The sequence below is a fragment of the Methylorubrum aminovorans genome, assembly GCF_022179725.1.
Lineage (GTDB): Bacteria > Pseudomonadota > Alphaproteobacteria > Rhizobiales > Beijerinckiaceae > Methylobacterium > Methylobacterium aminovorans.
The window spans coordinates 72,665-94,352 of the sequence record NZ_BPRC01000018.1; the positions used below are offsets into that span (position 1 = coordinate 72,665).

The following is a 21,688-nucleotide window of genomic DNA, read 5'->3' on the forward strand; positions in this document are numbered from 1 at the left end:
TCGTGCGCCGCCTCAAACGGTGACTTGGTCGTACTCCGTCACGAACGCGTCGACGTGACAGTTCTCCGCGGCCACACCCTTCGCAGCGAGAGCCGGTCGGCAATCATCGATCATCCGCGGAGGGCCGCACACGTAAGCTTTGGCATCCGGGCAGTCCGGCAGGATTTCCGCGAGGATGTGCTGCAAGCGTCCCGTTCGACGGGTCGTCGGCTGGGAGGGACGGGAAAGCACCGGAAAGTAATTCACGTTCGGGTGGGAGGCCGAAACCTCGCGCAGCCTCTCGTCCTTGTAGAGGCCCTCCTCATCCCGGGCTCCGACGAACACGTCGATGGGATGGCCGCAGCCATTCTTGAGGGCCGTCTCGAGGATCGAGCAAATCGGAGCAAGTCCGGTTCCTGCGGCGATCATCAGCATGCGGCCCGCATGCTTGGGGCGCCAATAGGCGGAGCCCATAGGCCCACGCACCAGCAGGCGGTCGCCGGCCTTCGCTTCGTGAACGAGATGCCGGCTCAACTGTCCGTTGGGCATGGCACGGACGTGGAATTCCAATACGGAACCACCTGGGACGTTTGCAAAGGAATAGTCCCGCTTCGGCAGGCCCGGGATCTCCAGCCGTGCGAACTGTCCGGCGAGAAACTGCAGGGGAGCGCCGTCCGTGCGGATCTTCAAAATCGCGATGTCGCTGGCGACGCGTTCCACCGCGTCGATCGTTCCGTAGGCCGACCGGATCGGGGGGGCGTCTTCCTCGGGCTCCAGGCACATGACCTCGCAGTCCGAGGTCGGCGAGGCCCGGCAGGGCAGGATCAGACCGTCCTCCTTCTCAGCAGCCGTCAGGGTCGAGGGGTCGTACGCTCGATGATCGACGGTCCCCGAGACGAGCCGGGCTTTGCAGGCCCCACACGTGCCGGTGCGGCACGCGTGGGGGTAATCGATTCCGGCAGCGAGAGCCGCATCAAGGATGGTTTGCCGATGGCGAACGGAAAGGGTGTCGCCGTACGGTTCAACGGTCACGTTGAAGCTGGAAGCCACTGCAACTCTCGCTGTTCTGGATGTTCGCCGGCCTACTCGTAGATGGGCTTTCCAGTCAGGGCCTTCACGACCATGGACTGGAAGTGATGGATCCCGTGCTCGCTATTAGAGCTGCGCTCCTTATCGATCACGAGTCGGCCTTGGCTGTAGGCACGCGAGTGGAGACCGCGCTGGACGCTCTCGACCAAGCCGATGTCCTCGGGCTGGAGCACGTCCTTGATGTAATCCATCGCCGCGACCTCGTCGGCATTCGGCGTCTCCGTGTCGAGGTAGAAATCCCAGTGCTCGAACGCCGTCTCAGGTCCGGTCGGCATGATGTGCATGAACGACAGGTTGCGGCGGCCCGGGAAGACGTTCAACGTCACGTTCGGCCAAAGGTACCACGCAGCATACATCAACTGCGTACCCGCTACCTCCGGATCGAAGGAATAGGCGCCGTTGTCGACGCGCGCGGGGGCGATATGACTTGATGCAATGCCGAAATTTTTCGTGCGGTAAACGCAGTGGTCGAAGAGTTCGACCAGCGCGGGGTGCGCAGTCGGGCAATGGTAGCAATCTTGGAAGTTCTCGACGACGTTCTTCCAATTCGCCTTGATCTCGAAGGTGAGGCGCCCCGCGTAGACGAGGGTCTCCGGATCCTTGACGTATTTGCGCACGTCTTCGTCGAGGCCTGCAGATTGGACCGAGAGCGGCACCGCATCCGGGTCCAAGTTGATCCACAGAAACCCGAGGAACTCCTCAACCTTGACGCCCTTTAGGCAGAACTCATCGGTGTTCAGGTCTTCCACCGACTCGATCACGGAGTTGGTCTTGAGGCGACCGTCGAGCTCATAGCTCCAGGCATGGTAGGGGCACACGATCATCCGCGTGCGGCCCGAACCCTTCAGCAACTCGTGGGCGCGGTGGGAGCAGACGTTGTGGAAGGCCCGGACGACGCCGTCCTTGCCGCGAACCACCGCGATGTTCTGATCCGCGACCTGAACGGTCGTGTACGACCCCGCCTGGGAGAGCTGGTTCGCCGATCCGGCGAAGATCCAGGATTTCGCGAAGATGCGATCCTTCTCGATCTCGTACTGCGCAGGATCGAAGTAAAGGTGAGCAGGAAGTGTGTAGGACTTCTCCGGCTCGTTGATCTTGAAGCGGTCAGTACCGAGATTGGGATTGGTAAAAACCTCGTTCACCGTTCTCTCCTTTGCGCCGAATGACACCTGAACCACGAGGGCTAAGGCAAACCTACTACTTTAGAGATTCTCCAGACAATGATGGCTTTTGGTACCATTTCGAAGCGGCGGCTACTTCCGCATTGCAGCAAAAGGCGCCGCAAAATTGCTGCGGTTGTTGGGTTAAGCTTGGCGGCGCGAGTATCGCCGGCTCTGCCAGCCGGTATGACATTCCGCGCTGCGGAGTCGCCGCGCGGCGGCCGAAGCCGCCGCGCGGGACCGGGGTGCGATGCGGGTCGCTCGCGCTGGCCTCAGGCAGGCTGGGACAGGGTGTAGCAAACCGCGATCAGGAGGACGGCGGCCACCAGGGCGAGGTAGGGCAGCGCGCCGGCTCGGGTCTTCCCGCCCTCCAACTGCAAGTCCGCCTGCATCGTCGGGGGGAAGACGCCCTTGTCGGTGACGTAGTGCCGCCACAGGAACACCGGGATGATCATCGCGGCTGCCGCGAAGCCGGTGAACAGGGTGCCGGCGCCGTAGGAGTCCGCGCCGAAACCGAGGAACACGAGGTTCAGGTAGCCCAATAGGGCGCCGGTGATGAGCAGCCACGTCGGCGCCCTGAACGGCCGCGCCTGGTTCGGGCGGTCCATTCGGTGAATCCACCCGGCGTTCAGGTTCATGAAGATGAAGGTGATGTAGCAAACGTTGGACGCGGCGAGGACGAAGACGTTGTCGCTCATGAGAAGGAGGAGGAGGTTGAAGACGAGGTCGGTCCACATCGCCCGGGTGGGTGCGCCGTGCTCGTTGACGTGGCTGAGGTAGCGCGGGAGCCAGCCGTCCACGGATCCCTGGTAGAGCGTCCGCGAGGAGCCGGCCATGGCGGTCATGATCGACAGCAGGATGGTCAGGATCAGTGCGATCACGATCAAGTTCGCAAGCATGCCGGTCGCCCCGACCATCGCCGCCATCGCGCGACCTACGCCCATGCCGCTGTAGATGTCGGGCGCCAGCAAGCCGCTGAGGCCGAGCACGCCCTGAAAGGCCACTGGGACGAGCGTGATCACCGCGAGGCAAAGCAGGCCGGACGAGAAGATTGCCCGGAACGTGTCGCGCGAGGGATCGCGGAACTCGCGCGTGTAGCAGACCGCCGTCTCGAAGCCGTAAGTCGAGTAGCCGCAGAGGAACATGCCGGCCATCAGCGTCGTGAAGCCGACCATGTTCCACTCGCCCTGGACGAGTTGGCCCGACGCGTCCTTCACGAGCGGAACGAGGGGGAGGAAGTTCGCTTGCGGGAGATCGCCGGTGATGATCGGGATGACGCCGACTGCCAGGAGCGGCACCAACGACGAGATCGCGAAGATCATCTGCAGCCGCGCGGCTTGCAGGATGCCGCGGTGCTGAACGGCGAATACACCGAGCATGAGGAGCGCGCCGATGATCGCCGTGACGTTGAGGCGGATCGTCAGGTCTTTTCGGAGCCAAGTCAGGTCGACGAGCGTCATCTGCCAGGTGTTGACGACCGAGTCGGCAGGAAACAGGACGCTGAGCATGTAGCCGGCGCCGAGGCTCGTCCCGAGGGCGAGCACCGGGGACCAGGCCAGCCAGTTGCACCAGACTGAGATTGGGGCGAGCATCTTGCCGTAGCGGACCCAGGCCATGGCTCCGTAGACGGAGGCGCCTCCGGACTTATGGGGGAAGAGGGCCGCGATTTCGGCATAAGTGAAGCACTGGATGAAGCCGATCGAAATCGAGGCGATCCACACGACCCACGACAGGTTTCCAACGGTGGCGGCAACCGCGCCGATCGTGAAAAGCACGTAAGCGGGCACGCCGCTCGATAGCCAGAAGGCGTCGACCCATGTCAGGGTGCGATGAAGTTCCGCATTGTCATCGGAACGTTCCTTGATCGTCGTAGAGTCTACGGCAATATCCACGTGGTGTCCTCCACATTAGCTTCGGTGATTCAGATCCATGGACTGGTCTTGATCTTGATCACTTGTAAGCAGCGATGTGTGAACTTGTGGAGGGGATCGCCCTTTCCGCTCTCAACCCCTGCGCTCGTTCGCGATTGGTGGCCGCCCCCAACGCATTGCCGCATGCAAGCCGGCAGGTCCGCGCGATCCGTGGCTGCTCCGAGCCATCGCGACGCACGAAGATCTCCTGCTTGATGAAGGCTATTTTAATTCCAAGTCGCCGAACAATGGTGACTTTTGGTACTGTCACTAGGTCGCGCTGCTGGTTTCGTATGCATTGGGCCGCATTTTTCCGCTCCCTGCCCTGTTGCCACGCAAATGCATCGATGAATGCATCTGTTTCTTTGTTATCGTGCGCTGCAGCGGGATTGGCTTTGATTCTGCTGCGCCGCAAAGTGGCTCTGGATCTTGCCCGGCGCGGCTGGCGCGATGGAACCTTGTCTCAGCCTGGATGAGTGGCTTGGTGTCCAACATCGCTTTGGGCCGGACACCGAGCGCGCCGGCCGGCATGGACCCGACGCTTAGGCAGGCGCATCGATCCGACCGGCGATGCGGAATATACTCTCGTCCGGGCAATCAAGCGATCGGACGGATCTTGGACTAGCGGCGGACGGTCATACGCCGCCGGCCCCCTGCCCCGGACCTCGCGTCCCCGAGCCTTCTATCGCAACCTGATCGGACTGGCAGGACGTGGCCGGGATCGGCAGGATCTTGCCGTGTAAGGCCCGGCTTCGAACCCATATTGGCTTTGACGATCGTGAGCCGCGGGACTTGGCTGGTCGCTGTGCGCAGGAAGAGGCTTGTCGCCCGCGGGACCGGGGCGGCCTCGGCTAGCCTGCGGGGCCGAGGAGCCGTCGGCAGACCCTACCAACAGCTCCAAGCTAGGTATCCCAGGCATCGTCACTCCTGGCCACGCGAACGATCCAGCTTTTCGACGTTCCACGACCGGAGGGATAGCCTGCCCTATGAGCATCATTCGGGCAATCGCCACCGACCGACGGCGGGGAGCGCGAGTCCGCTCGTCACCAGTGGGAGTGGCAGAGCCTCCGTTTCCAAGTGAAGGGTGCGACGGCAGGTTTGTCAGGTCAGCAGCGAGGAGGATGCGGCGGCGCACGAGGTCGAGCTTGAGCGACCGTGGACTGCAGCCGCCGCTCCGACTCCACCAGGAAGATGCGTGGAGTTCATCCGGAACCGGAGGGACCATGATCGTATGCTCGGTCCGGATTCTATTCCCTGAGCCAACGCCGAAACCAACACACCGGTGAATTCGCAGATGCGGTGATGTAAAACCGTCACAATGAGCCTCAGACCACGCCGGAGGGGCAAGCTGCCTTATTTTTCCGCTTGAGATCGTTCGTCTCCTATGAGGAATTATGTGGGACAACGGGTCCGACACGAGATCCGCAAGATACCCGCAACGTCTGGATGGGGCCGGAACGATGTCGAAATGGCGTAATCACGTCGCGCACGCATTCCTGGTGGCAGCTTCGATCAGCTCGCCGGCGGCAGCCGCCGATCTCTCTGTCGTGCCCAAGGTAATGCCAGCCGAGGCCAAGGCCCCTGACCCGGCAATCGGCTTTTCATTTTATCAGCAGTACGCCACCGATTACAACTTCCGCGGCGTGTCGAATTCAGCTCGCAAGGGCAGCTATCAGACCTTCTTTGAGTTGCAGTACTTCAATAACTTCTTGTATACCGCATTTTACACTTGGCAGACACGCCTTCCCACTCGGCCGGATTTCGAGTTCGATCTAGCTGCCGGTATCAGACCGACCTTCGATAAGCTCTCATTTGACATCGGTTTCGTTTACTATTTCTATCCTAACGAGACGCGGTTGGTTGACCAAACGACAGGCGCTTTTCTTACGACCGCGAATTCAGATTTTTACGAGATTTATGCTCTTCCACTATATCAGGTGACGCCCGAGTTTGCTATAGGAGCGAAGTTTTATTACTCGCCTAATTTTTTCGGACAACACGCCGAAGCAACATACACATCGGGCACCATCGCTTACACGTTGCCCGCAACGTGGTTTTCTTTCCTGCCAGAGAAGTATGCCAGCGGATTTTCGTTCTCGGGCGAAGGTGGCCATTATTTCCTCGGTGCAGCGAAAACCTCCGCCACAGGTCTCGTGCCGTTCGACTTGCCCAGCTACAACTACGGCAATGTGGGCATATCATGGGCCTACAAAAATCTTCTGGTTGACCTACGTTACCACATGACTGATTTTACTAAGGAAAAATGTTTTGCCTATACGGGCGACCCACGAGGCTATGCAAATGGCGGGCGTTCCAATTGGTGCAACGACACGCTCATTGGGACATTTCGGTTCCAGGGATCCACGACTGCTCCGGGAGTTTTCGCCGAACCGGAGGGGCTACTTGCGTTCTTCAAGTAGGGTTAGGATGCGGCTCGCTTGAGCGGATGGTCGGCCGGAAGCTGAAGCCTTGAGGTCGATCGACTTGCAGGCTTGATCGGATTCTGTGTGCTCCCAAGATCGTGACGGCTATGCACACGCTTTTGGATCGGCAAATCCTCTTGCGTAGGCATTCGATAGCTTGCCCATTCAGCGAGATGCTGTCGTGTTTCAGCAATGCAGGATCCGAGGCTTAGCGCCTCGGTACTGACAGATGTCGCAGTCGCTAGCGATGCGACACACGATGCGAATGCGGTCCGGGGGCGCATCTCGGGCTGCGTCCAGGGCCGCTGCAGCCCGGATAACCGCGATCGGAGCGCCGGTGGCGATCGTCCATATATCTCCGATGTCGCGCACAACGTCTCGGCTTCGGGGAGTTCGCCTCTCACAGGAGGGCAGCGTGGCTTGGCTCTACCTTTTCATCGCCGGCGTCTTCGAGGTTGTGTGGGCCTATGCGATGAAACAATCCGACGGTTTCACTCGGCCATGGCCGACCGCGGTCATGGCGGTGACGATCGCCGGGAGCGTCGGACTGTTAGCTTTGTCGATGCGGACGTTGCCCTTGGGCACCGCCTACACGATCTGGACTGGGATCGGGGCAATCGGCTCCTTCGCGGTCGGCATCATCGTGCTTGGTGAACAGGCGTCCCTGATACGCCTTGCGGCCGCGGCGCTGATCACCGCCGGCCTCATCTTAATGCGGATCGCCAGCCCCGCTTGACTTGGCTTGGGTACGGCTTCTGTCGTGTGGCAACCACGCTTCCTCTGGTTGACGGCGTCTCGGAACAGAGATGTGGCACCTTACGGGCTTGCGCCGCCCCGCCGGCCTTGTTCCAGTCCTGCAACACGCCGAGGCTGGATCATCGCACCAGTTGAATGACGATCTGGGCTCGCTCGGCATGCTTCGTCAGGAGTTCAGGTCGGGCGTGACGTGGCCTTGACGCGCCTCCCACCGAGAAAAAGGGCCCTCGAGGTGGCCCGCGGATCAATCAGCGCCGGTCGGCACTACCATCCGCATCTGCGCACCGAAGCTGCTGGACAAGCGCGCGCTATTCGGCGTCCCGCACCAACCGCATGAGCGTATCGCTCCCGGCGTCCGGCCTGCTCCGGAGTTTCGAGTTGCGCTGTCGACGTTCGAGGGGTCAAGAGCCGGCCGGTAGCGACGCAACTTGCGCTTCTCGGAAGTGGCGCGGACCTCGTTCGTCTTGTCGTCTGCGGCTCATCGCAGATAGCCCGCGACTTGACCAACGAGAGATCGTTCTCGGTAAGGCCTTCGCCGCAGCTTTGGGCGAACGCAGGCAGGTCGCAGCAAATTGGGCAGCCGCGGGTCGCACGTCACGGCCAGGGAGCGGTCGAAGCGAAAGCAGCGCTTGGAGGAGCGGACGGACACATCGTAATCGAAGTCGCCGTACCGGTGGCCTCATCAGCTGGGCCGTACATCCGTCGGTGCGACACCGGAATCCCGGTCATGGCTTGTCGGATACGATGATCGATCCTGTGAACGAACCGGTGAAAAACTTCAGGACTTGGCATGGGACCTGCCTGCCCGCGCCAAGATCTGCTCCAAGACGCGCCTCTGGGTTCCAGCCCATACAATTTTGTGCACAATCGCCCGTCAGGGGCTGGTTGGGCGGCGGCGTGTGGTGCTCCGGCTTGACGAGCCTAAGAGGAATCAGTTGTTCTCTCCAGGAACGATCCTTGCATGGTGGGCCAAGGGCTACGGGCGCAGGCGGCCAGTCTGTGCCGCGAGGTCGACGGGCACGTTTGCGGAGGGTTGTCGCCAGTGGGCATGCCTGCCGGACAAGTCCGGCACGGCGCGTGACGTTCGCTTAGTTGCGTCTTTAGGTTGCGGTTAGCGGATCCGCGGCCGGTTGACAAAGGCTGGTAAGGTGTGGGTTCAGGCGGCTTGTTCAGATGACACGCATGCAGAGGCTTTCGCCTTGGTTCAGGCCTCGTCATCGGGAGGCGTTCCGCAGACTGCGGACGCTGCGATGATGCGTAACGAAGCGTTCTTCCGCAAGCTGGGCCTCGCATCTCGAGCCATCGGGAGCGAGCAGTTCTATCCTCGGCTGCTCGAGCTCTTCGCCGAAGTTTTAAAAAGTCAGTCGGGGTGGGTTCTGCGATACTCCCGATATTCCCGCCCGGATGTGCTTCATACGGCGAGCATAGCCCAACCTATCATCGATTACTATCTTTCTAAGAATTTTTGGTCTGAGGCAGATCCATATTATCGCATGTGGCTGTCCAATCAATCAACCGGAATACTAACCCTCAATAATGCGGTTCGGGCCGACGAATATAGCAGCAATTATGTAACATCTTTTCAGGCTAAGGCAGGTTTTGCTGATGAGATGGCGATGTTTTTTCCGACCATAGGATCATCGTGTATCGCCCTGTTCCTGGAGAGAGGCAGCGAGCGTTACGATCTGCAGGACGAAGCCCTGGCGAAGCAGGCCTACTTCGCGTTCGAGGGCCTCCATCGGGCGCACGTAGCCCGTCTCTTGGGTGGCCTGGGAACGGTGTCGGCGGGCGAAGCCCGCACATCCATTCTGAGAGATCCCTCCATCATCCTGGATCGCAATGGAAGGAAGGTCTGTGCGAACCCGGGTTGGCTCTCCGCCGAGCGGAACCATCCTGAGCTGTCAGGTGCCTTGACGGCCGCGTCGACCACGAGTGCCGCGGAAGCCCCGATCGGCGACGCCCACATCTTGCGTTGCCAAGCGCTCGACGCCGATTTCGCCTTGGCACCGGGCGGACGCATCTGCGTTCTCGAGCGAAGCCTTCCAAAAGCCTTGCCTTCCATGGCTTCGCGGCAGAGCAAGGAGCATGCATCCGCCTGCTTGGCTCAACTAACGCCGAGGGAGAGGGATCTTGTTCGGCTCGTGATGAGCGGCAAGACAACAGGCGAGATTGCACAGGAACTTGAGATCAGCAAAGGTACCGTCAAAAATCACACGATCAGGATGTACAAGAAGCTCGGCCTGTCGAAAATGTACCATGTCGTGGACTTGTTTTATCCAATCAAAGAGGAAATCGCAGCCGATTTCTAATTTGGAACCGTCGAGGCCGGTGGTAAGACTGCGCGTTCCCTTAGCGGAAATAGGTAGCGGCTTGCTTTGGCAAGATCCGGCAGCGCAACCTGCTCCCAGCCTGCGGGCATCGCGGACACGGTTCCGGCCGCGCCGTCGGCTCGCCCTCTTGCGAGGCGGCCGCCCCAGGGCGCTGGTTGACGTAGCTGCGTCAGCAACGTCGCCGAGGCTGGCGGCACCGAACGGCCCGCCCTCCTCGTGTGCTGCGGGGTTCGACGAGGCGCCTCGGTGCGGCTCACATCGGGCTTGGCCCGCGCCTTCGTTTCCACATGCGGGGCGGGAAGCGCGCCGTCGGCCCGCCGCGTCATCCGGCTAGAGGCGCCGCCCTCGCGAAGGCGGCCCGGCGGGGCGCCGCCGTCCGGAACCGCCGACGGCATTCGCGCACGGTGGCCCGGGACATCTCGCCCGCGTCCCAAGCTCCGCCCCCCAAGCCGCCCGAACGACCGGGGCGAGTGATCACCACTCCTGTTCTTGCGGCAGCCCGTCGCTGATATCGTAGAAATCCGCTTTCGAACCGACGTGGATGTGCCCCGCAAGGCGCAGTCCCGACGGTTGATCAAAGGTCCCGGCCGCCACGTACGTCTCGGTGCCCGGCTCCGCCTTCCAGAAGAGATTCCCGCCGCAGCGTTGGCAGAAGCCGCGTTGCGCGCCGGCCGAGGACCGGAACCACGACAGCGTTTCCGCCGAAGTCAGCGCGAGCTCCTCCGACCGACAGCTCGACATAGCCGCGAAGTTGCCGCTGGTGCGGGCACATTGCGAGCAATGACAAGCGATCGGGTCCCTCAACGCGCCGCTCACTTCATATCGGACGCCACCGCAGAGACAGCCGCCGGTTTTCGACATCATAGTCCCCATCGAGTTCGCGGCGCTTGGCCGCCGTGGTCGCACCGGACGGGGCGGACTGCCTCCCGGGGCCGATCCCTCCCGGCGCCAGGGCCGTATCCGGCCTGGCTGAATCAGGCCGCCTTGTCTCGGTCTTCGTCTTGGCGCGCATTCCGACGAACCGGTGACCACTTCGTCGGAATGCGCTCGCTGTCAGGCGGCGCGGACGGTCGCAAGGAAGCGCTCGACCTCGGTGCTAAGGTGTGCGGATTGCCGGGATAGCTCGGATGCCGAGGCCAGCACCTGGCTCGCCGCGGCGCCCGTCTGCTCGGCCGCCCCCGCCACCCCCGCGATGTTGCTCGTCACCTCGCCCGTGCCCATGGCTGCCTGAGCGACGTTCCTTGCGATCTCCTGCGTCGCGGCGCCCTGCTCCTCGACCGCCGCTGCGATCGTCGTCGCCATGCCGCTGATCTCCTGGATGCGCGCCGTGATGCTGGCGATGGCGGATACGGCGTGGACGGTTGATCCCTGGATCCGGGCGATCTGACCCGAGATTTCCTCGGTGGCCCGGGCGGTCTGGCTCGCCAGTTCCTTCACCTCCGCGGCCACGACCGCGAAGCCGCGCCCGGTCTCACCTGCGCGCGCCGCCTCGATCGTGGCATTCAGCGCCAGAAGATTGGTCTGGCCGGCGATACCCGTGATCAGCGTCACCACGTCTCCGATGGTCGCTACCGCGCCGCTCAAGTCATTCACCAGCTCGGTCGTCTGTGTCGCCTCCCTGGCAGCATCTTGAGCGAGCCGGGCCGATCCCTGGACCTGCCGTCCGATCTCCCGCACGGAGGCGCCGAGCTCCTCGGCGGCTGTCGCGACCGTGTTGACGTTCGAGGCGGCCTCCTCGGCGGCGGCGGCCACCGTCGTGGATTGACCGGCGGTTTGCGTGGCCGTGCCGGCCATACCCTGCGCCGTGGCCTGCAGCTCGGTGGCCGCCGACGTCACCATGCCGACGATGCCGCCCACCGCCCGCTCGAACTCCCCGGCAAGGGCCGCCATGGTCTCCTTACGCTCGGCATCGGCGACGGTCTGCGCTTCCGATGTCCGCCGTGCATCGGCTTCGGCCTGAGCACGCAGGCCGTCGCGCAATCGGAGGACAGCCTGTCCGACGAGGCCGACCTCGTCCCGGCGCTGTGCTTCCGGCACGCAGGCTTCGTAGTTGCCCGCCGCCATGCCGCCGATGGTCTGCCCGAGCGCACGGATCGGCGTTCCGACAAGGCGCTGCAGCAGGCCGAACAACACGCCGCACCCGATCAAAACGCAAAGGATCGAGATACCGATCAGCGTCCACTTCGCTTGGTCGGCCGCGGCCTTCAGCGTCGCCATCGGCACCGCGGCCACGATCGCCCAGCGGTCCTGGGAGTCGCCGGCCTGGATATGTTGCGCCATGTAACGCCACGTTGCACCGCCCGGACCGGGAGCATCGACGACGACGTTCGATCCGGTCGTGACGGCCTGGCTCGCCACCTCCGCGGCGGAAGCGTCGACCGCTGCCAGGGGCTTGCCCGTAGCCTTCCCATCGCGATGTGCGACGACGTTCCCCCTCCCCGAGGCGACGACGAGATAGCCGGTCCCGAAGGGCTTCAACGTCGCGAGCCACGCGTTCAGGGAGCCCAAGTCGAGGTCGGCCCCGGCCGTACCGAGAAACCTTCCGTTCGCCGTGATCGGCGCGCCGAAGGTCATCAGCATCGTGTCCTTGCTTGCCACCGTATAGGTGTACGGCTCGATCGCCACCAGCCGGTTGTGCTTCTTTGGTTGAAGGTACCACGCACCGTCCGCCTCGGTGTCGTACCCGGTGCTGACCTCACGCTTGATTTCACCGGTGCCCCGGTTCCAGTAGGGTAGGAAGCGGCCGCTCGCGTCCGATGATGCCGTGCCGGCAAAATCGGCGTCGCGGCCGTCGAGAGCGTTCGGTTCCCAGCCGGTCCACGTGCCGATCAGGCCTGGATTGGCAGCCAGCACGTCGCGCAGTACCGCATCGTAAGCACCACGGTCTTTGATGCCGCTCCGCCGCATCGCTGCGACGGTCGTCGCGAGGTTCTCGGCAGTCTTGGCTGCAGCCGCGAGTCGGGCGTGTATCTCGCGAGCCTCATTGGAGAGGGTTTCCGACTGGATTTTGAGGCTCTGTTCGTCGAACGAGGATTCGATGCGTTTGGCAAGGAGCGTAGTGCCGATCGCGAAAACCGTGGCCAATGACACGCTGCCCGCAACGGCCGCTTTAAGTGGAAGCGAAGTCAGCATTGGAGGGCTCGTGAAGTAGGATTTTGCTGCAACAGCTTGCGGTGACAACTTTACTAATTGGTTAAAATTTCGCTGGGGGAAAACTGCGTTCTTAATGGGATAAGCGCTTGGAGTGGGCGGGGACTTCGAACCGGCGGCGTAGGCCTCCAAGATGATGCGGCGGCCGAACCGGGAGACGGCTTGCGAGTCTTCTTCATCCGGCACTGGCGGACCCATCCGACGTCTCGGCTTCCTCGCGGGATGGGATGACATGCAGGATATGGGACGCTGCGCGGCCGCAGGACCCGGACCGGCATCGGCGTTCCGCGAGGCACGGCCTCCCCTGGAGGACAGGGCCACGAGACCGCGCACCGCTTCGGCGTGGCGATGTGAGGCTGACCCATCGGTCGCGGGCGTGTCGACCCACCGACGGCAGCTTGATCGCCGGGAAGACGCGACTAGCCGCCGAGCCAAGCGTCAGCGCCCCTTCTAATTCCTGTTGGGTGTGATAGTTTCTTGTCAGGAACTGTCGGCTCCGGTGGGCACCGACTGCGGCCCGAGGCCCGAACGGTGATGGGACGCATTGCGGACAATGGCCATACTTCTGACGGCAGCGGGCTTCGTTGGATCGATCATGATAGCGCTGGCCTATCTCGCTTCCCAGCAAAGATGGGTCGATCAAGACAGCATAACCTACCTAATGGCAAATCTGTTTGGCGCGATCTTCGTTCTGGCCTCACTTTCCGTCGATTGGAACTTGCCGGCGGCTTTGGTCGAGGGCTTTTGGGCACTCGTTAGTCTGAGAGGACTGTATATCATATATATGAGGCAGATAAAATCGGGGGATGTTCGCTGACGTTCTCATAAAAATTTTTATATATAATCCGATTGCATTTGCGAGCACTAGATTATGTGAGTGTTAAATATATAATTAGAGCGAAAGACAAAGTCAGAGCGTGCTATCACAGTCTCGATCGGAGTGAATGATGACGACTCAGGTTCTGGTCAACCTTGATCCTGCCGGGAGCAAGAGCGGGAAGGAAATTTCGGGGCCGGCAACCCTCGGCGAGATCGTCGACGGTACCTGCGAACAGGTTCTGGATGTGTTCATGACCAGCGAAAAGGGTAACTTCCTCGCCGGCGTCTGGACCTGCACTCCCGGAACCATGCGCCTCACGGACTATCCCTTCAATGAAATGGCTACGATCATGGAGGGGCGGATCATCGTAACCGAGGAGGATACCGGTAAAGTCCAGGAATTCGGTCCGGGTGACGGCTTCGCGATCCGAAAGGGTTTCCGTGGGACATGGCACATGCCTGAGCGCGTTCACAAAAGATTCGCCGCGGAAATCCCGGGGACTGGATCCTGACGCCTCTTGCGTCATCTTCCGTTGCAAGGACGTCCCGTGTCCCACCGCTCCGTCACCGAGGCCATCGAGGCCTTCGCCCGCGGCGAGATCGTGGTCGTCACCGACGACGACGACCGCGAGAACGAGGGCGACCTCGTCGTTGCCGCCTCGCTCTGCACGCCGGAGAAGATGGCGTTCATCATCCGCAACACCTGCGGCATCGTCTGCACGCCGATCACCCTCGACGAGGCGCGCCGCCTGCACCTCGCCCCGATGGTAGCGGCCAATGACGCGCCGCTCGGCACCGCCTTCACCGTCACGGTCGACGTGCGCCACGGGCTGACCACCGGCATCTCCGCCGAGCAGCGCTGCAACACGGTCCGCGCGCTCGCCAACGGCAATATGGGCGCGGGCGACTTCGTGCGCCCCGGCCACGTCTTCCCGCTGATCGCCCGCGACGGCGGCGTGCTGATGCGCTCCGGCCATACCGAGGCGGCGGTCGACCTGTGCAAGCTCGCAAATCTCCCGCCGGTCGGCGTGATCTGCGAACTCGCCAACGACGACGGCACCGTGATGAAGGGGCCGCAGATCGACGACTTCGCGCAGAAGCACAAGCTTAAGCGGATCTCGGTGGCCGACCTCATCGCCTACCGGCAGGCCCGCGACCGGCTGGTCGAGCGGGTCGGCACCTTCCCGGTCAAGACCGAGTTCGGCGCGATGACCGGCTACGCCTACGTCACGCCGTTCGAGCCGATTCAGCAATTCGCCTTCGTGCACGGCGCCATCGGCGACGGCCGCAACGTGCCGGTGCGCCTGCACCGCTCCAACGTCGTCGCCGACGTGATCGAGGGCGGGGGGCAGATCAAGAACGTGATGCGGCGCTTCGCCAAGGAGGGCCGCGGCATCCTCGTCTACCTGCGCGACGGCACCGCGGGCGTACCCCTGCAGCAGGTTGCGGAGGGGGGCGCTGAGGAACGGCGCGTATACCAGTGGCGCGAGGTGGGGCTCGGCGCGCAGATCCTGCGCGATCTCGGCGTCGTCTCGATCCGAAACCTGTCCTCGTCGTCGCACGCTTATGTCGGTCTCTCGGGCTTCGGCATACGGATAGCCGGGACCGAGGACGTGGCGGATCAGGGCCAGGCTGGACGGGACCGTGGCGCATCTGACTTCGGGGAGGCGTAGACGATCGAAGGTCAAGCTCCTTTGCCGACGGAACGATACCCGACCTCATCGAAATGAGCTTCGGTGCCAGAAGCTGACCCGACTTGAGAGCCGCCCAAGCTAGGGACGCGGTTCGGCCTAGCATTACAGTTGCATTATCGAGAGGTGCGCGTGTCGCGCGGCAGCTTGGAGGGCGCGCCGCCAAGCTGGCCAGGCGAGCACGAACGCGGGCTCGTTGCGCCGCTGCGTGAGCTGCATCGCCGCACGCTTAATCTCCTGAATGGACCACAACCGTCGAAACTCAACACCGCCCAAACAATTTGTGGGGTGCCAAAGCGGCGTGCTGCGCCGCCATGCAGCCATTAAGCTGAACGGAGTGGCGCCTCATATCATTATTGCATTTCAGCCTCCACACTTGAGACTCCAGTGAGCGAATTCGCATTTTCTGTATACATTGTGCGCTTTCTGGCTCATTGCGCGCAATCATAATGCACCAAAGATGATTGTCTCATCATCGGATATTGTCATGCGCTATTCGTTTTATTGTGCTGGATCTGTCGGGAAAAGCTTGTAAATCGTACCTTGGTATGAAATGAAAGCTGAAACCTAGCGCGATGAAGAACTCGCGGGCGGGGGCGTCAAATGGCCTGCTGCCGGTTTGTTGGACACCGTCCTAAGCTAATTGGGTTCGGTTTTCGAACTCGACGGGGCTGAGGTAGCCCAAGGTCGAGTGCCGCCGCGCCAGGTTGTAGAAGCGCTCGATGTAATCGAACACGTCTGCACGGGCTTCATCCCGCGTCCGGTAGGTCCGTCGGGCGGTGCGCTCGGTCTTCAGCGAGGAGAAGAAGCTCTCCATTGCCGCGTTGTCCCAGACGTTGCCCGAACGGCTCATCGAGCAGGTCACGCCGTGCTCGGTCATTTGACGCTGGAAGGCTTCGCTCGTGTATTGCGAGCCCTGGTCCGAGTGATGCAGCAAGGCATCCGGCTTGCCTCTGCGCCAGATCGCCATGACGAGCGCATCTGTCACGAGTTGAGCCGTCATACTGGCCTGCATCGACCAGCCCACGACACGGCGCGAGAACAGATCGATGACGGCGGCGACGTAGAGCCAGCCCTCGGCGGTCCAGATATACGTGAAGTCGGCGATCCACTTCCGGTTCGGGGCGTCGGCCGCGAACCGCCGCTCCAAGAGATTGGGCGAGGCGGCAGCCCGGTCACCTTCGTCCTTCGGCAGCCCCCGCCGACGCGGTCGCGCTCGCAAGGCGTTCTCGCGCATGATCCGCTCGATGCGGTGCAGCCCGCACGAGACCCCCTCGGCCAACACATCGCGCCAGACGCGCCTTGCGCCGTAGGTGCGGTCGCTGGCAACGAAGCTCGCGTGGGCTTTGCTCAGGATGACTTCGTCGTCCCGTGTGCGTTGGCTGGGCTGTCGGGTGAGCCACGCGTGGAAGCCGGAGCGCGAGACACCCAGCGCCGCGCACATCCAGGCAACTGGCCAGACAGCACGATGCTTTGCGATGAACGCGAACTTCATATCGCGTCCCTCGCAAAGTATGCGGCGGCCTTTTTTAGGATATCACGCTCCGCCTTCAGACGAGCGACCTCCTTGCGCAACCGGTCGATCTCGATCTGCTCGGGCTTCATCTGCCCCTGACCAGGGAAGGCGTGCTGCGGATCGGCCGCCGCCTGCTTCACCCACCGGTGCAGCATCGTCTCGTGAACATCGAGATCGCGCGCGGCCTGCGCGACACTGACACCACGTTCCCGAATCAGTCGAACCGCCTCGATCTTGAACTCACGTCCGAACTTGCGACGCTGCATGGAGCACCTCCGGCTTCACCTTCACACCTAAACAGGGTGTCCGTGAAACCGGCAGCAGGCCATTCTGCGTCACGGACTGCTATGGGTGCATATATGCCAGTCCGCTTCCGCTGCATGTTTGAGCGGAAGCGGACAGTCGAGAGTTCGTGTCAGGCCGCCGCCCAGGCAACCGCATCAGCGCCGGCTGGCAGGCACATCGGGCAGGCTGGGTCTGTCGCCGCGCGCCACTCGAATGCAGCTGTAGGAGAGCGGCGGCTCAAGGACGCTTGGAAGGCGTGAACTGCCGACAGAACGCCCTTTGATATTCAAGCTTCCGCACATCTCAAGCGGCTGACTGCAGGGGCATCGTGAGCCCGGCCTCGGCGGCCTCGGCGTCGCTCTCGACGTCTAGCCCCTCCTCGGGGACATTGCCGGTGTAAGCGGTCTTGCCCATCGCCTGCTCGATGATCTCGAGGAGCGCCTTCTGCCGGCTCTCCATGAAGGCCTCGAAATTGTCGCTCCTGAGCTGCGCCGGATCGATCAGGTGGGAGCGCAGATGGCCGTCGAGCGTTGCGCCCTCAATCGGTGGGGCTGTGCTGCTACCCTTCTCAAGTTTGGCCAGATACTCGGATGGCGCCGCACCGCCGATGATCCGGTTGGTCCGGTCCGATAGCGGCGTCTTGTTGATGATCGAGTCGTAGACGGCTGGACTGATGCCGTTGCCCTTGCACCAAGCCTGCGGAAAGATGTGGTGAATGTCGACATTCTCGCCGAAGAACACGGTGTGATCGAATTCTTGGCCGGAGCGGAAATCCTCGGCGCCTTTCCGCATCAGGAGTGCGTTCACGCCCTTGTAGGCGGCTGAGAGGCGCATCCGCATAGTCTTCAGGCGGTCGGCGCGGAAGATCGTCTCGCTGACCGTCGATGGCGCCTTGCCACCCCTCAGCCAATCCGGCACCTCGACGAAGTCGCGGGCGATCCGGGACTCGACAGTCGAGCCGTACAACTCGCCGAAGACGCCGTTCCAGTACCATTGGAACAGCTTTGCCCTGTTGGCCTCGTGCTCCCAGGCGTCGCCAATATCGGCAAGGATCGTCGCCAACGGCACGATCTGCGACTGATAGGGCAGATCGAAGATGCGGTAGATGTGCAGCATGTGCAGAAACTTGGCTGCCCGGACGAAGCCGGCTTCCACCTGCGCCTCGTAGCGAATGTAGGCCTCCAGAGGCAGATCGAGCAGGGCCTGGCGATTGCCGGAGACCGCGGGCAGCTCCTTGCCTTCCTTGCCGGCCTCGACCGCCGCCCGACGTCTGTCGCGAGTGTAGAAGAGCGACACCGCCTGCAGGAAATCGGTGTTCGATACCCCGGCCAGGATGCCTTTTTCGGTGTCCGCCAAACGCAGTGTATCCACCAGGCGACGGTGTCGCCCCTTTGTCTTGTCGTCGCCGTACCAGTCCTTGCGCAGCTCGTGGCCGGAGGCCGCGTACATGGCTGTCACCAGCTCGAAGGCATCAAGTGCCTTGCCGCCGGTGTTCACCTTCTCGAAGACGACGCAGACCGCCTCCTTCGAGGTCGAGCGATCGAGGGCGATCACCGGCACGCGGTAGTGTTTGAAGTTCTCAAGCACTTCCTTCTTGAAGGTGCGGAAGGCGGCTTTGATGGCCTTGTGCTCGTCACCGGCCCAATACTCATCGAAACCGTCCTGCCAGCTATCCCAGTCGAACACCTGGCATACCGGGTACATCAAATTGGCGTATTCCTGCTCCGCCGAGGAGAGATCCAGCTCGCCCGCGCGACCGAAATCGCCGCGCTCAATCCGGTTCTCGGGCATGCCAATGATGGCTTCCTCGCGGTCCGTGTCAGCGTTCAGCGCCTTGCGGATGTCGATGTAGAACCAGCGTTTGACCCGCTTCTTCTTGGGGGTGACGGTCTCGACCACCTTGCCGCGCAGCGTCACCTGATAAAGCGACGTCATGCGCTGCTGGCCGTCGAGCAAGAGCGATTGCGGAACGACGTCACGCGCTTCCGTTGGAGCGCCCTCAACAGGGCGCGGCTTGAAGTTCACCGGCCCGCCCGTGTCGAGCGACATCAAGGCGCCGATCGGAAACGCCCGGGAGATCGAGGCGATCACGCTCTTGATACGGTCTTCGTCCCAAACCCAGCTACGCTGAAAATCCGGGAGCTGGATGACGCCCCGGTGGCAGTCGTCGAGAACCTTCGGTAGGTCCACCGGATTGGTTTGAAACGTCGATCCTGGCATGTCGTCTCCACCCCTGGTTAAGGCGAGTTTTCCCCAGTGGCACCTCACACTCAAGTGAAAAGGCTCGAGGCCGGTGTCGCGTGGGCCGAAGGGCGCCCCCCTCGGGAACTGGCTGCCGGCGATGGCCGAACCAACACACGGTTGTCGCTTCTAACCGTATTTGCCAGAGGGCTGGGGAGCGGCTTCTTCCGAGAAGCGGAGACAGAGGTCCTGGCGACCAGGTTGGGTCGATAGCGGGTATCGCCTATCCCATTCTCGTAGCACGTGCGAGTTTGGTCGGAGGCTGGTTCCTAGCGCTCCAAGTCCTCGGTTTCTGGACGCTGCTGGCGCTCCCGATCTTCACCGCTTTCGATGCCGGCCCGCGCCCGCATCCGATTCAGCTTCCCTTCCATCTCCAGGGTATGGACGCCCTCCCGATCGGCCCCGGCGGCCTCGCGTTCCCGACGTCTCAACCTGTCGTTGGCGTCCACCTGCTGCCGGCGGTTCTCCTCCGGGCTGATGGCCTCGGTCACGTCCGCATGGTGCATCGTCGGCTTCACGGTCTCACGCCAATAGGCGATGGCCCTTTCCCGCTCGGCGTCGTCGGGTACGCGCTCCACCTTGGCACTGAGGATGATGCCGATGCTGCCGAGCTCGTGCTTGCGCCTCGCGACGATCCTGTCACCCTCTCGGCGCAACTCGGGTGGCTTGGGGGTGAAGCGCGGATTGCAGTTGGCGATGCGACCCTGCATCCAGTTCAGCAGCGTCTGGCGCACCGCCCAGAGGGGCAGGCCCATCAGCGAGGCGACGAACATGCTCACCATATCGTCCAGGGCCTCTTCGCTGAGCCGCAGGTCGAGGCCGGCGATCCACTTCAGCAGCGAGGTCCGGATCTCGTCCTTCGCTGCAGGCGACAGGGCTCGCCGGAGGTCATCGGCGCGTCGGGTCAGTTCCTGCCTCTGCCCCTCGGTCGGAGCGCATCGGCTCGAGATCGAGTATCGGCCCGGAGCCTCCCATTGTGCCGCGCTCCGGAGGCGGGTCACGAGAGCGTCGATCTCCGGCGTCGGGTCGTCCACGGGCTGCGGGATCGTCGAAGGGGTCAAAGCGGCCATCGGCTTCACGCTCCATGCGGTCGCGTCTCAGGAGGGCGGTTGCTGCGCTGTCGCGGCCAGCGCCAGCCCTGCGGGCGGCGGAGGCGTTAAGGTGGCGTCCGGGCGGCCCGAAGCGGCGAACACGGTTGCGCCAAGTCTTCGCCTAATCGAGCTTCAGGGCGGCGGCGCCGGGCACGCTGGTCAGTGGTCCACGAACTCGGCCTCGGCCTCGTCGATCTCCGCGTCGGTCCAGCCGGCATTCCGGGCGAAGGATCGCCCGGCAGGGCTGACCCGGAAGTTGTCCGGCAAGCGGTGCCCCTTCTTCGCGCTCGTCGGCGCGCCATCCCCCGGGGGTAAGGGGGTTGGGTTTTTAGAGGGGTCTGGGGAGGCCTTTGTCTTGGGGGAGCCCTCGTAAGACGTCTTAGACGTCTTAAGCGTCTTATCTCCCGGCTCGTCCGCGGCTTCCGCCGCGTCGGCTGCCTTCCGCGCTTTCAGCCGCTCCTTATACCGTTTGTTGCGGGCCGCCCTCGTCTGCCGCTTCTCTTGGTCGCCGACGTCCTCTATGCGCTCAACGGCTGCGATCAGAGCTTCACCCTGAAGCCCTGCGGCCATCAGCTCGCGCAGAACGGCGCTGATGCTCACGCGTCCGAACCCCTCGGCTTCACAGCTTAGGCGGTGCTGCCGCCACCGAAGCCGGCGCGGACCCGATCAGCGAGCATGTTGCAGAGCGCAGCCTGGAGCAGCGCCAGCGAGTCGGCGGCGGGCATGTCGCCGGTCAGTTCGATCCAAGCGGAGAACAGCGCCTGTTGGTAGGCCACCGTCAGGTCGATGTCGTCGCCCACGCGTCCGGCGACCGCACCGACGAGGCCCGCGGCCATCCAGTGCGGGGCGATGGTGACGATGCCCTCCACCGTCGCGACGGTGCGCACGTCCCGGCCCCAATCTGCCATCAAGTCGCGCTTCAGCCCCGCACGCACGTCCTCGGGCAGGGCGAGGCAGGCCTGCAGGTCGTCGAAGGCGTGCCAGGGCAGGTGCGTCCCCGCGAGCGGCGCCCGGAAGAACCGCAACGGCCGGCCGTTGAGGCGGCCGACGTGGAGGGGGGAGACGAGCGAGCTCATGCAAAGTTCTTTCGTGGGGCAGCGCCAGCATGCGGCCCTTGGCTGTCAATCGGCGTCCAAAAGGGGTTCATCCGCACTTTCGATGCTTCGGGGTGTCTCGGGCGTTAATCCGCGTGGTGGCCCGAGGGCAGCGCGATGCCAATCTCGAACCCGTCGATGCCGTCGGTCCCGG

17 protein-coding genes are annotated in these 21,688 nt (G+C 62.9%); 6 read left to right on the top strand and 11 right to left on the bottom strand.

The annotated features are described in order from the left end of the window. Positions 1 to 12: 12 nt before the first annotated feature. The 4 genes from MFF24_RS20375 to MFF24_RS20390 all read right to left on the bottom strand — a co-directional run bounded on the left by MFF24_RS20375 (position 13) and on the right by MFF24_RS20390 (position 4,553). Positions 13 to 1,029, bottom strand: a complete 1,017-nt coding sequence (locus MFF24_RS20375; protein ID WP_238226819.1) for a 2Fe-2S iron-sulfur cluster-binding protein — start codon at positions 1,027 to 1,029, stop codon at positions 13 to 15. A 32-nt stretch (positions 1,030 to 1,061) separates the two neighbouring features. Beyond that, complete coding sequence (locus tag MFF24_RS20380; protein ID WP_238226820.1) at positions 1,062 to 2,210, bottom strand: aromatic ring-hydroxylating oxygenase subunit alpha; 1,149 nt, start codon at positions 2,208 to 2,210, stop codon at positions 1,062 to 1,064. Between the two features lie 290 nt (positions 2,211 to 2,500). Further along, on the bottom strand, positions 2,501 to 4,120 hold the full coding sequence (locus MFF24_RS20385) for a trimethylamine N-oxide permease (RefSeq protein WP_238226822.1): 1,620 nt from the start codon (positions 4,118 to 4,120) through the stop codon (positions 2,501 to 2,503). Between the two features lie 58 nt (positions 4,121 to 4,178). Beyond that, the gene (locus MFF24_RS20390) at positions 4,179 to 4,553 is read right to left on the bottom strand and encodes a hypothetical protein (RefSeq protein ID WP_238226824.1); all 375 of its coding nucleotides are present in this window, start codon (positions 4,551 to 4,553) and stop codon (positions 4,179 to 4,181) included. Positions 4,554 to 5,598: 1,045 nt separating this feature from the next. On the opposite strand from MFF24_RS20390, the gene MFF24_RS20395 reads away from it, so the two are divergent. The 3 genes from MFF24_RS20395 (at position 5,599) to MFF24_RS20405 (ending at position 9,626) form a co-directional block, all read left to right on the top strand. Further along, positions 5,599 to 6,558 carry a TorF family putative porin gene (locus tag MFF24_RS20395; protein WP_238226826.1) on the top strand — a complete coding sequence of 320 codons (960 nt, stop codon included), beginning with the start codon at positions 5,599 to 5,601 and terminating at the stop codon, positions 6,556 to 6,558. Between the two features lie 418 nt (positions 6,559 to 6,976). Beyond that, on the top strand, positions 6,977 to 7,297 hold the full coding sequence (locus MFF24_RS20400; protein WP_238226827.1) for a DMT family transporter: 321 nt from the start codon (positions 6,977 to 6,979) through the stop codon (positions 7,295 to 7,297). A gap of 1,270 nt (positions 7,298 to 8,567) precedes the next feature. Then, a complete protein-coding gene (locus MFF24_RS20405; protein ID WP_238226829.1) occupies positions 8,568 to 9,626 on the top strand; it encodes a helix-turn-helix domain-containing protein in 1,059 nt (352 codons plus the stop codon). Positions 9,627 to 10,121: 495 nt separating this feature from the next. Here the strand turns inward: MFF24_RS20405 and MFF24_RS20410 are convergent, their stop codons facing one another. Both MFF24_RS20410 and MFF24_RS20415 read right to left on the bottom strand, forming a co-directional pair. Next, positions 10,122 to 10,511, bottom strand: a complete 390-nt coding sequence (locus tag MFF24_RS20410; protein ID WP_308445610.1) for a GFA family protein — start codon at positions 10,509 to 10,511, stop codon at positions 10,122 to 10,124. Positions 10,512 to 10,700: 189 nt separating this feature from the next. Continuing rightward, positions 10,701 to 12,776, bottom strand: a complete 2,076-nt coding sequence (locus MFF24_RS20415; protein WP_238226850.1) for a methyl-accepting chemotaxis protein — start codon at positions 12,774 to 12,776, stop codon at positions 10,701 to 10,703. 574 nt (positions 12,777 to 13,350) lie between these two features. Between MFF24_RS20415 and MFF24_RS29155 the strand changes: the two genes are divergently transcribed. The 3 genes from MFF24_RS29155 to ribB all read left to right on the top strand — a co-directional run bounded on the left by MFF24_RS29155 (position 13,351) and on the right by ribB (position 15,289). Then, the gene (locus MFF24_RS29155) at positions 13,351 to 13,614 is read left to right on the top strand and encodes a CBU_0592 family membrane protein (protein WP_425543189.1); all 264 of its coding nucleotides are present in this window, start codon (positions 13,351 to 13,353) and stop codon (positions 13,612 to 13,614) included. A 130-nt stretch (positions 13,615 to 13,744) separates the two neighbouring features. Further along, the gene (locus MFF24_RS20420; RefSeq protein ID WP_238226831.1) at positions 13,745 to 14,128 is read left to right on the top strand and encodes a cupin domain-containing protein; all 384 of its coding nucleotides are present in this window, start codon (positions 13,745 to 13,747) and stop codon (positions 14,126 to 14,128) included. A gap of 36 nt (positions 14,129 to 14,164) precedes the next feature. Further along, positions 14,165 to 15,289 (top strand): 3,4-dihydroxy-2-butanone-4-phosphate synthase, encoded by a 1,125-nt coding sequence (ribB, locus tag MFF24_RS20425; RefSeq protein WP_238226833.1) that lies wholly within the window; start codon positions 14,165 to 14,167, stop codon positions 15,287 to 15,289. Between the two features lie 652 nt (positions 15,290 to 15,941). Here ribB and MFF24_RS20430 read toward each other — a convergent pair. The 5 genes from MFF24_RS20430 to MFF24_RS20450 form a co-directional block, all read right to left on the bottom strand. Continuing rightward, positions 15,942 to 17,089, bottom strand: a protein-coding gene (locus tag MFF24_RS20430; RefSeq protein ID WP_238226835.1) for an IS3-like element ISMch5 family transposase whose coding sequence is annotated in 2 segments (ribosomal slippage) — positions 15,942 to 16,840 and positions 16,840 to 17,089 — 1,149 coding nt in all. Because the reading frame shifts where the segments join, the coding sequence is not laid out codon by codon here. Between the two features lie 322 nt (positions 17,090 to 17,411). After that, positions 17,412 to 19,328: a GmrSD restriction endonuclease domain-containing protein gene (locus MFF24_RS20435; RefSeq protein ID WP_238226836.1), complete on the bottom strand. Its 1,917-nt coding sequence runs from the start codon at positions 19,326 to 19,328 to the stop codon at positions 17,412 to 17,414. A gap of 290 nt (positions 19,329 to 19,618) precedes the next feature. After that, a complete protein-coding gene (locus MFF24_RS20440; protein ID WP_238226838.1) occupies positions 19,619 to 20,419 on the bottom strand; it encodes a hypothetical protein in 801 nt (266 codons plus the stop codon). Positions 20,420 to 20,599: 180 nt separating this feature from the next. Further along, positions 20,600 to 21,040: a hypothetical protein gene (locus MFF24_RS20445; RefSeq protein WP_238226840.1), complete on the bottom strand. Its 441-nt coding sequence runs from the start codon at positions 21,038 to 21,040 to the stop codon at positions 20,600 to 20,602. A 26-nt stretch (positions 21,041 to 21,066) separates the two neighbouring features. After that, positions 21,067 to 21,516 (bottom strand): hypothetical protein, encoded by a 450-nt coding sequence (locus MFF24_RS20450; protein ID WP_238226842.1) that lies wholly within the window; start codon positions 21,514 to 21,516, stop codon positions 21,067 to 21,069. Positions 21,517 to 21,688 lie beyond the last annotated feature (172 nt).

Coding starts and splice junctions, on each gene's coding strand:
- MFF24_RS20395 (WP_238226826.1), top strand. CDS start 5,599: ATGTCGAAATGGCGTAATCACGTCGCGCACGCATTCCTGGTGGCAGCT.
- MFF24_RS20405 (WP_238226829.1), top strand. CDS start 8,568: ATGATGCGTAACGAAGCGTTCTTCCGCAAGCTGGGCCTCGCATCTCGA.
- MFF24_RS20410 (WP_308445610.1), bottom strand. CDS start 10,511: ATGATGTCGAAAACCGGCGGCTGTCTCTGCGGTGGCGTCCGATATGAA.
- MFF24_RS29155 (WP_425543189.1), top strand. CDS start 13,351: ATGGCCATACTTCTGACGGCAGCGGGCTTCGTTGGATCGATCATGATA.
- MFF24_RS20420 (WP_238226831.1), top strand. CDS start 13,745: ATGACGACTCAGGTTCTGGTCAACCTTGATCCTGCCGGGAGCAAGAGC.
- MFF24_RS20435 (WP_238226836.1), bottom strand. CDS start 19,328: ATGCCAGGATCGACGTTTCAAACCAATCCGGTGGACCTACCGAAGGTT.
- MFF24_RS20440 (WP_238226838.1), bottom strand. CDS start 20,419: ATGGCCGCTTTGACCCCTTCGACGATCCCGCAGCCCGTGGACGACCCG.
- MFF24_RS20450 (WP_238226842.1), bottom strand. CDS start 21,516: ATGAGCTCGCTCGTCTCCCCCCTCCACGTCGGCCGCCTCAACGGCCGG.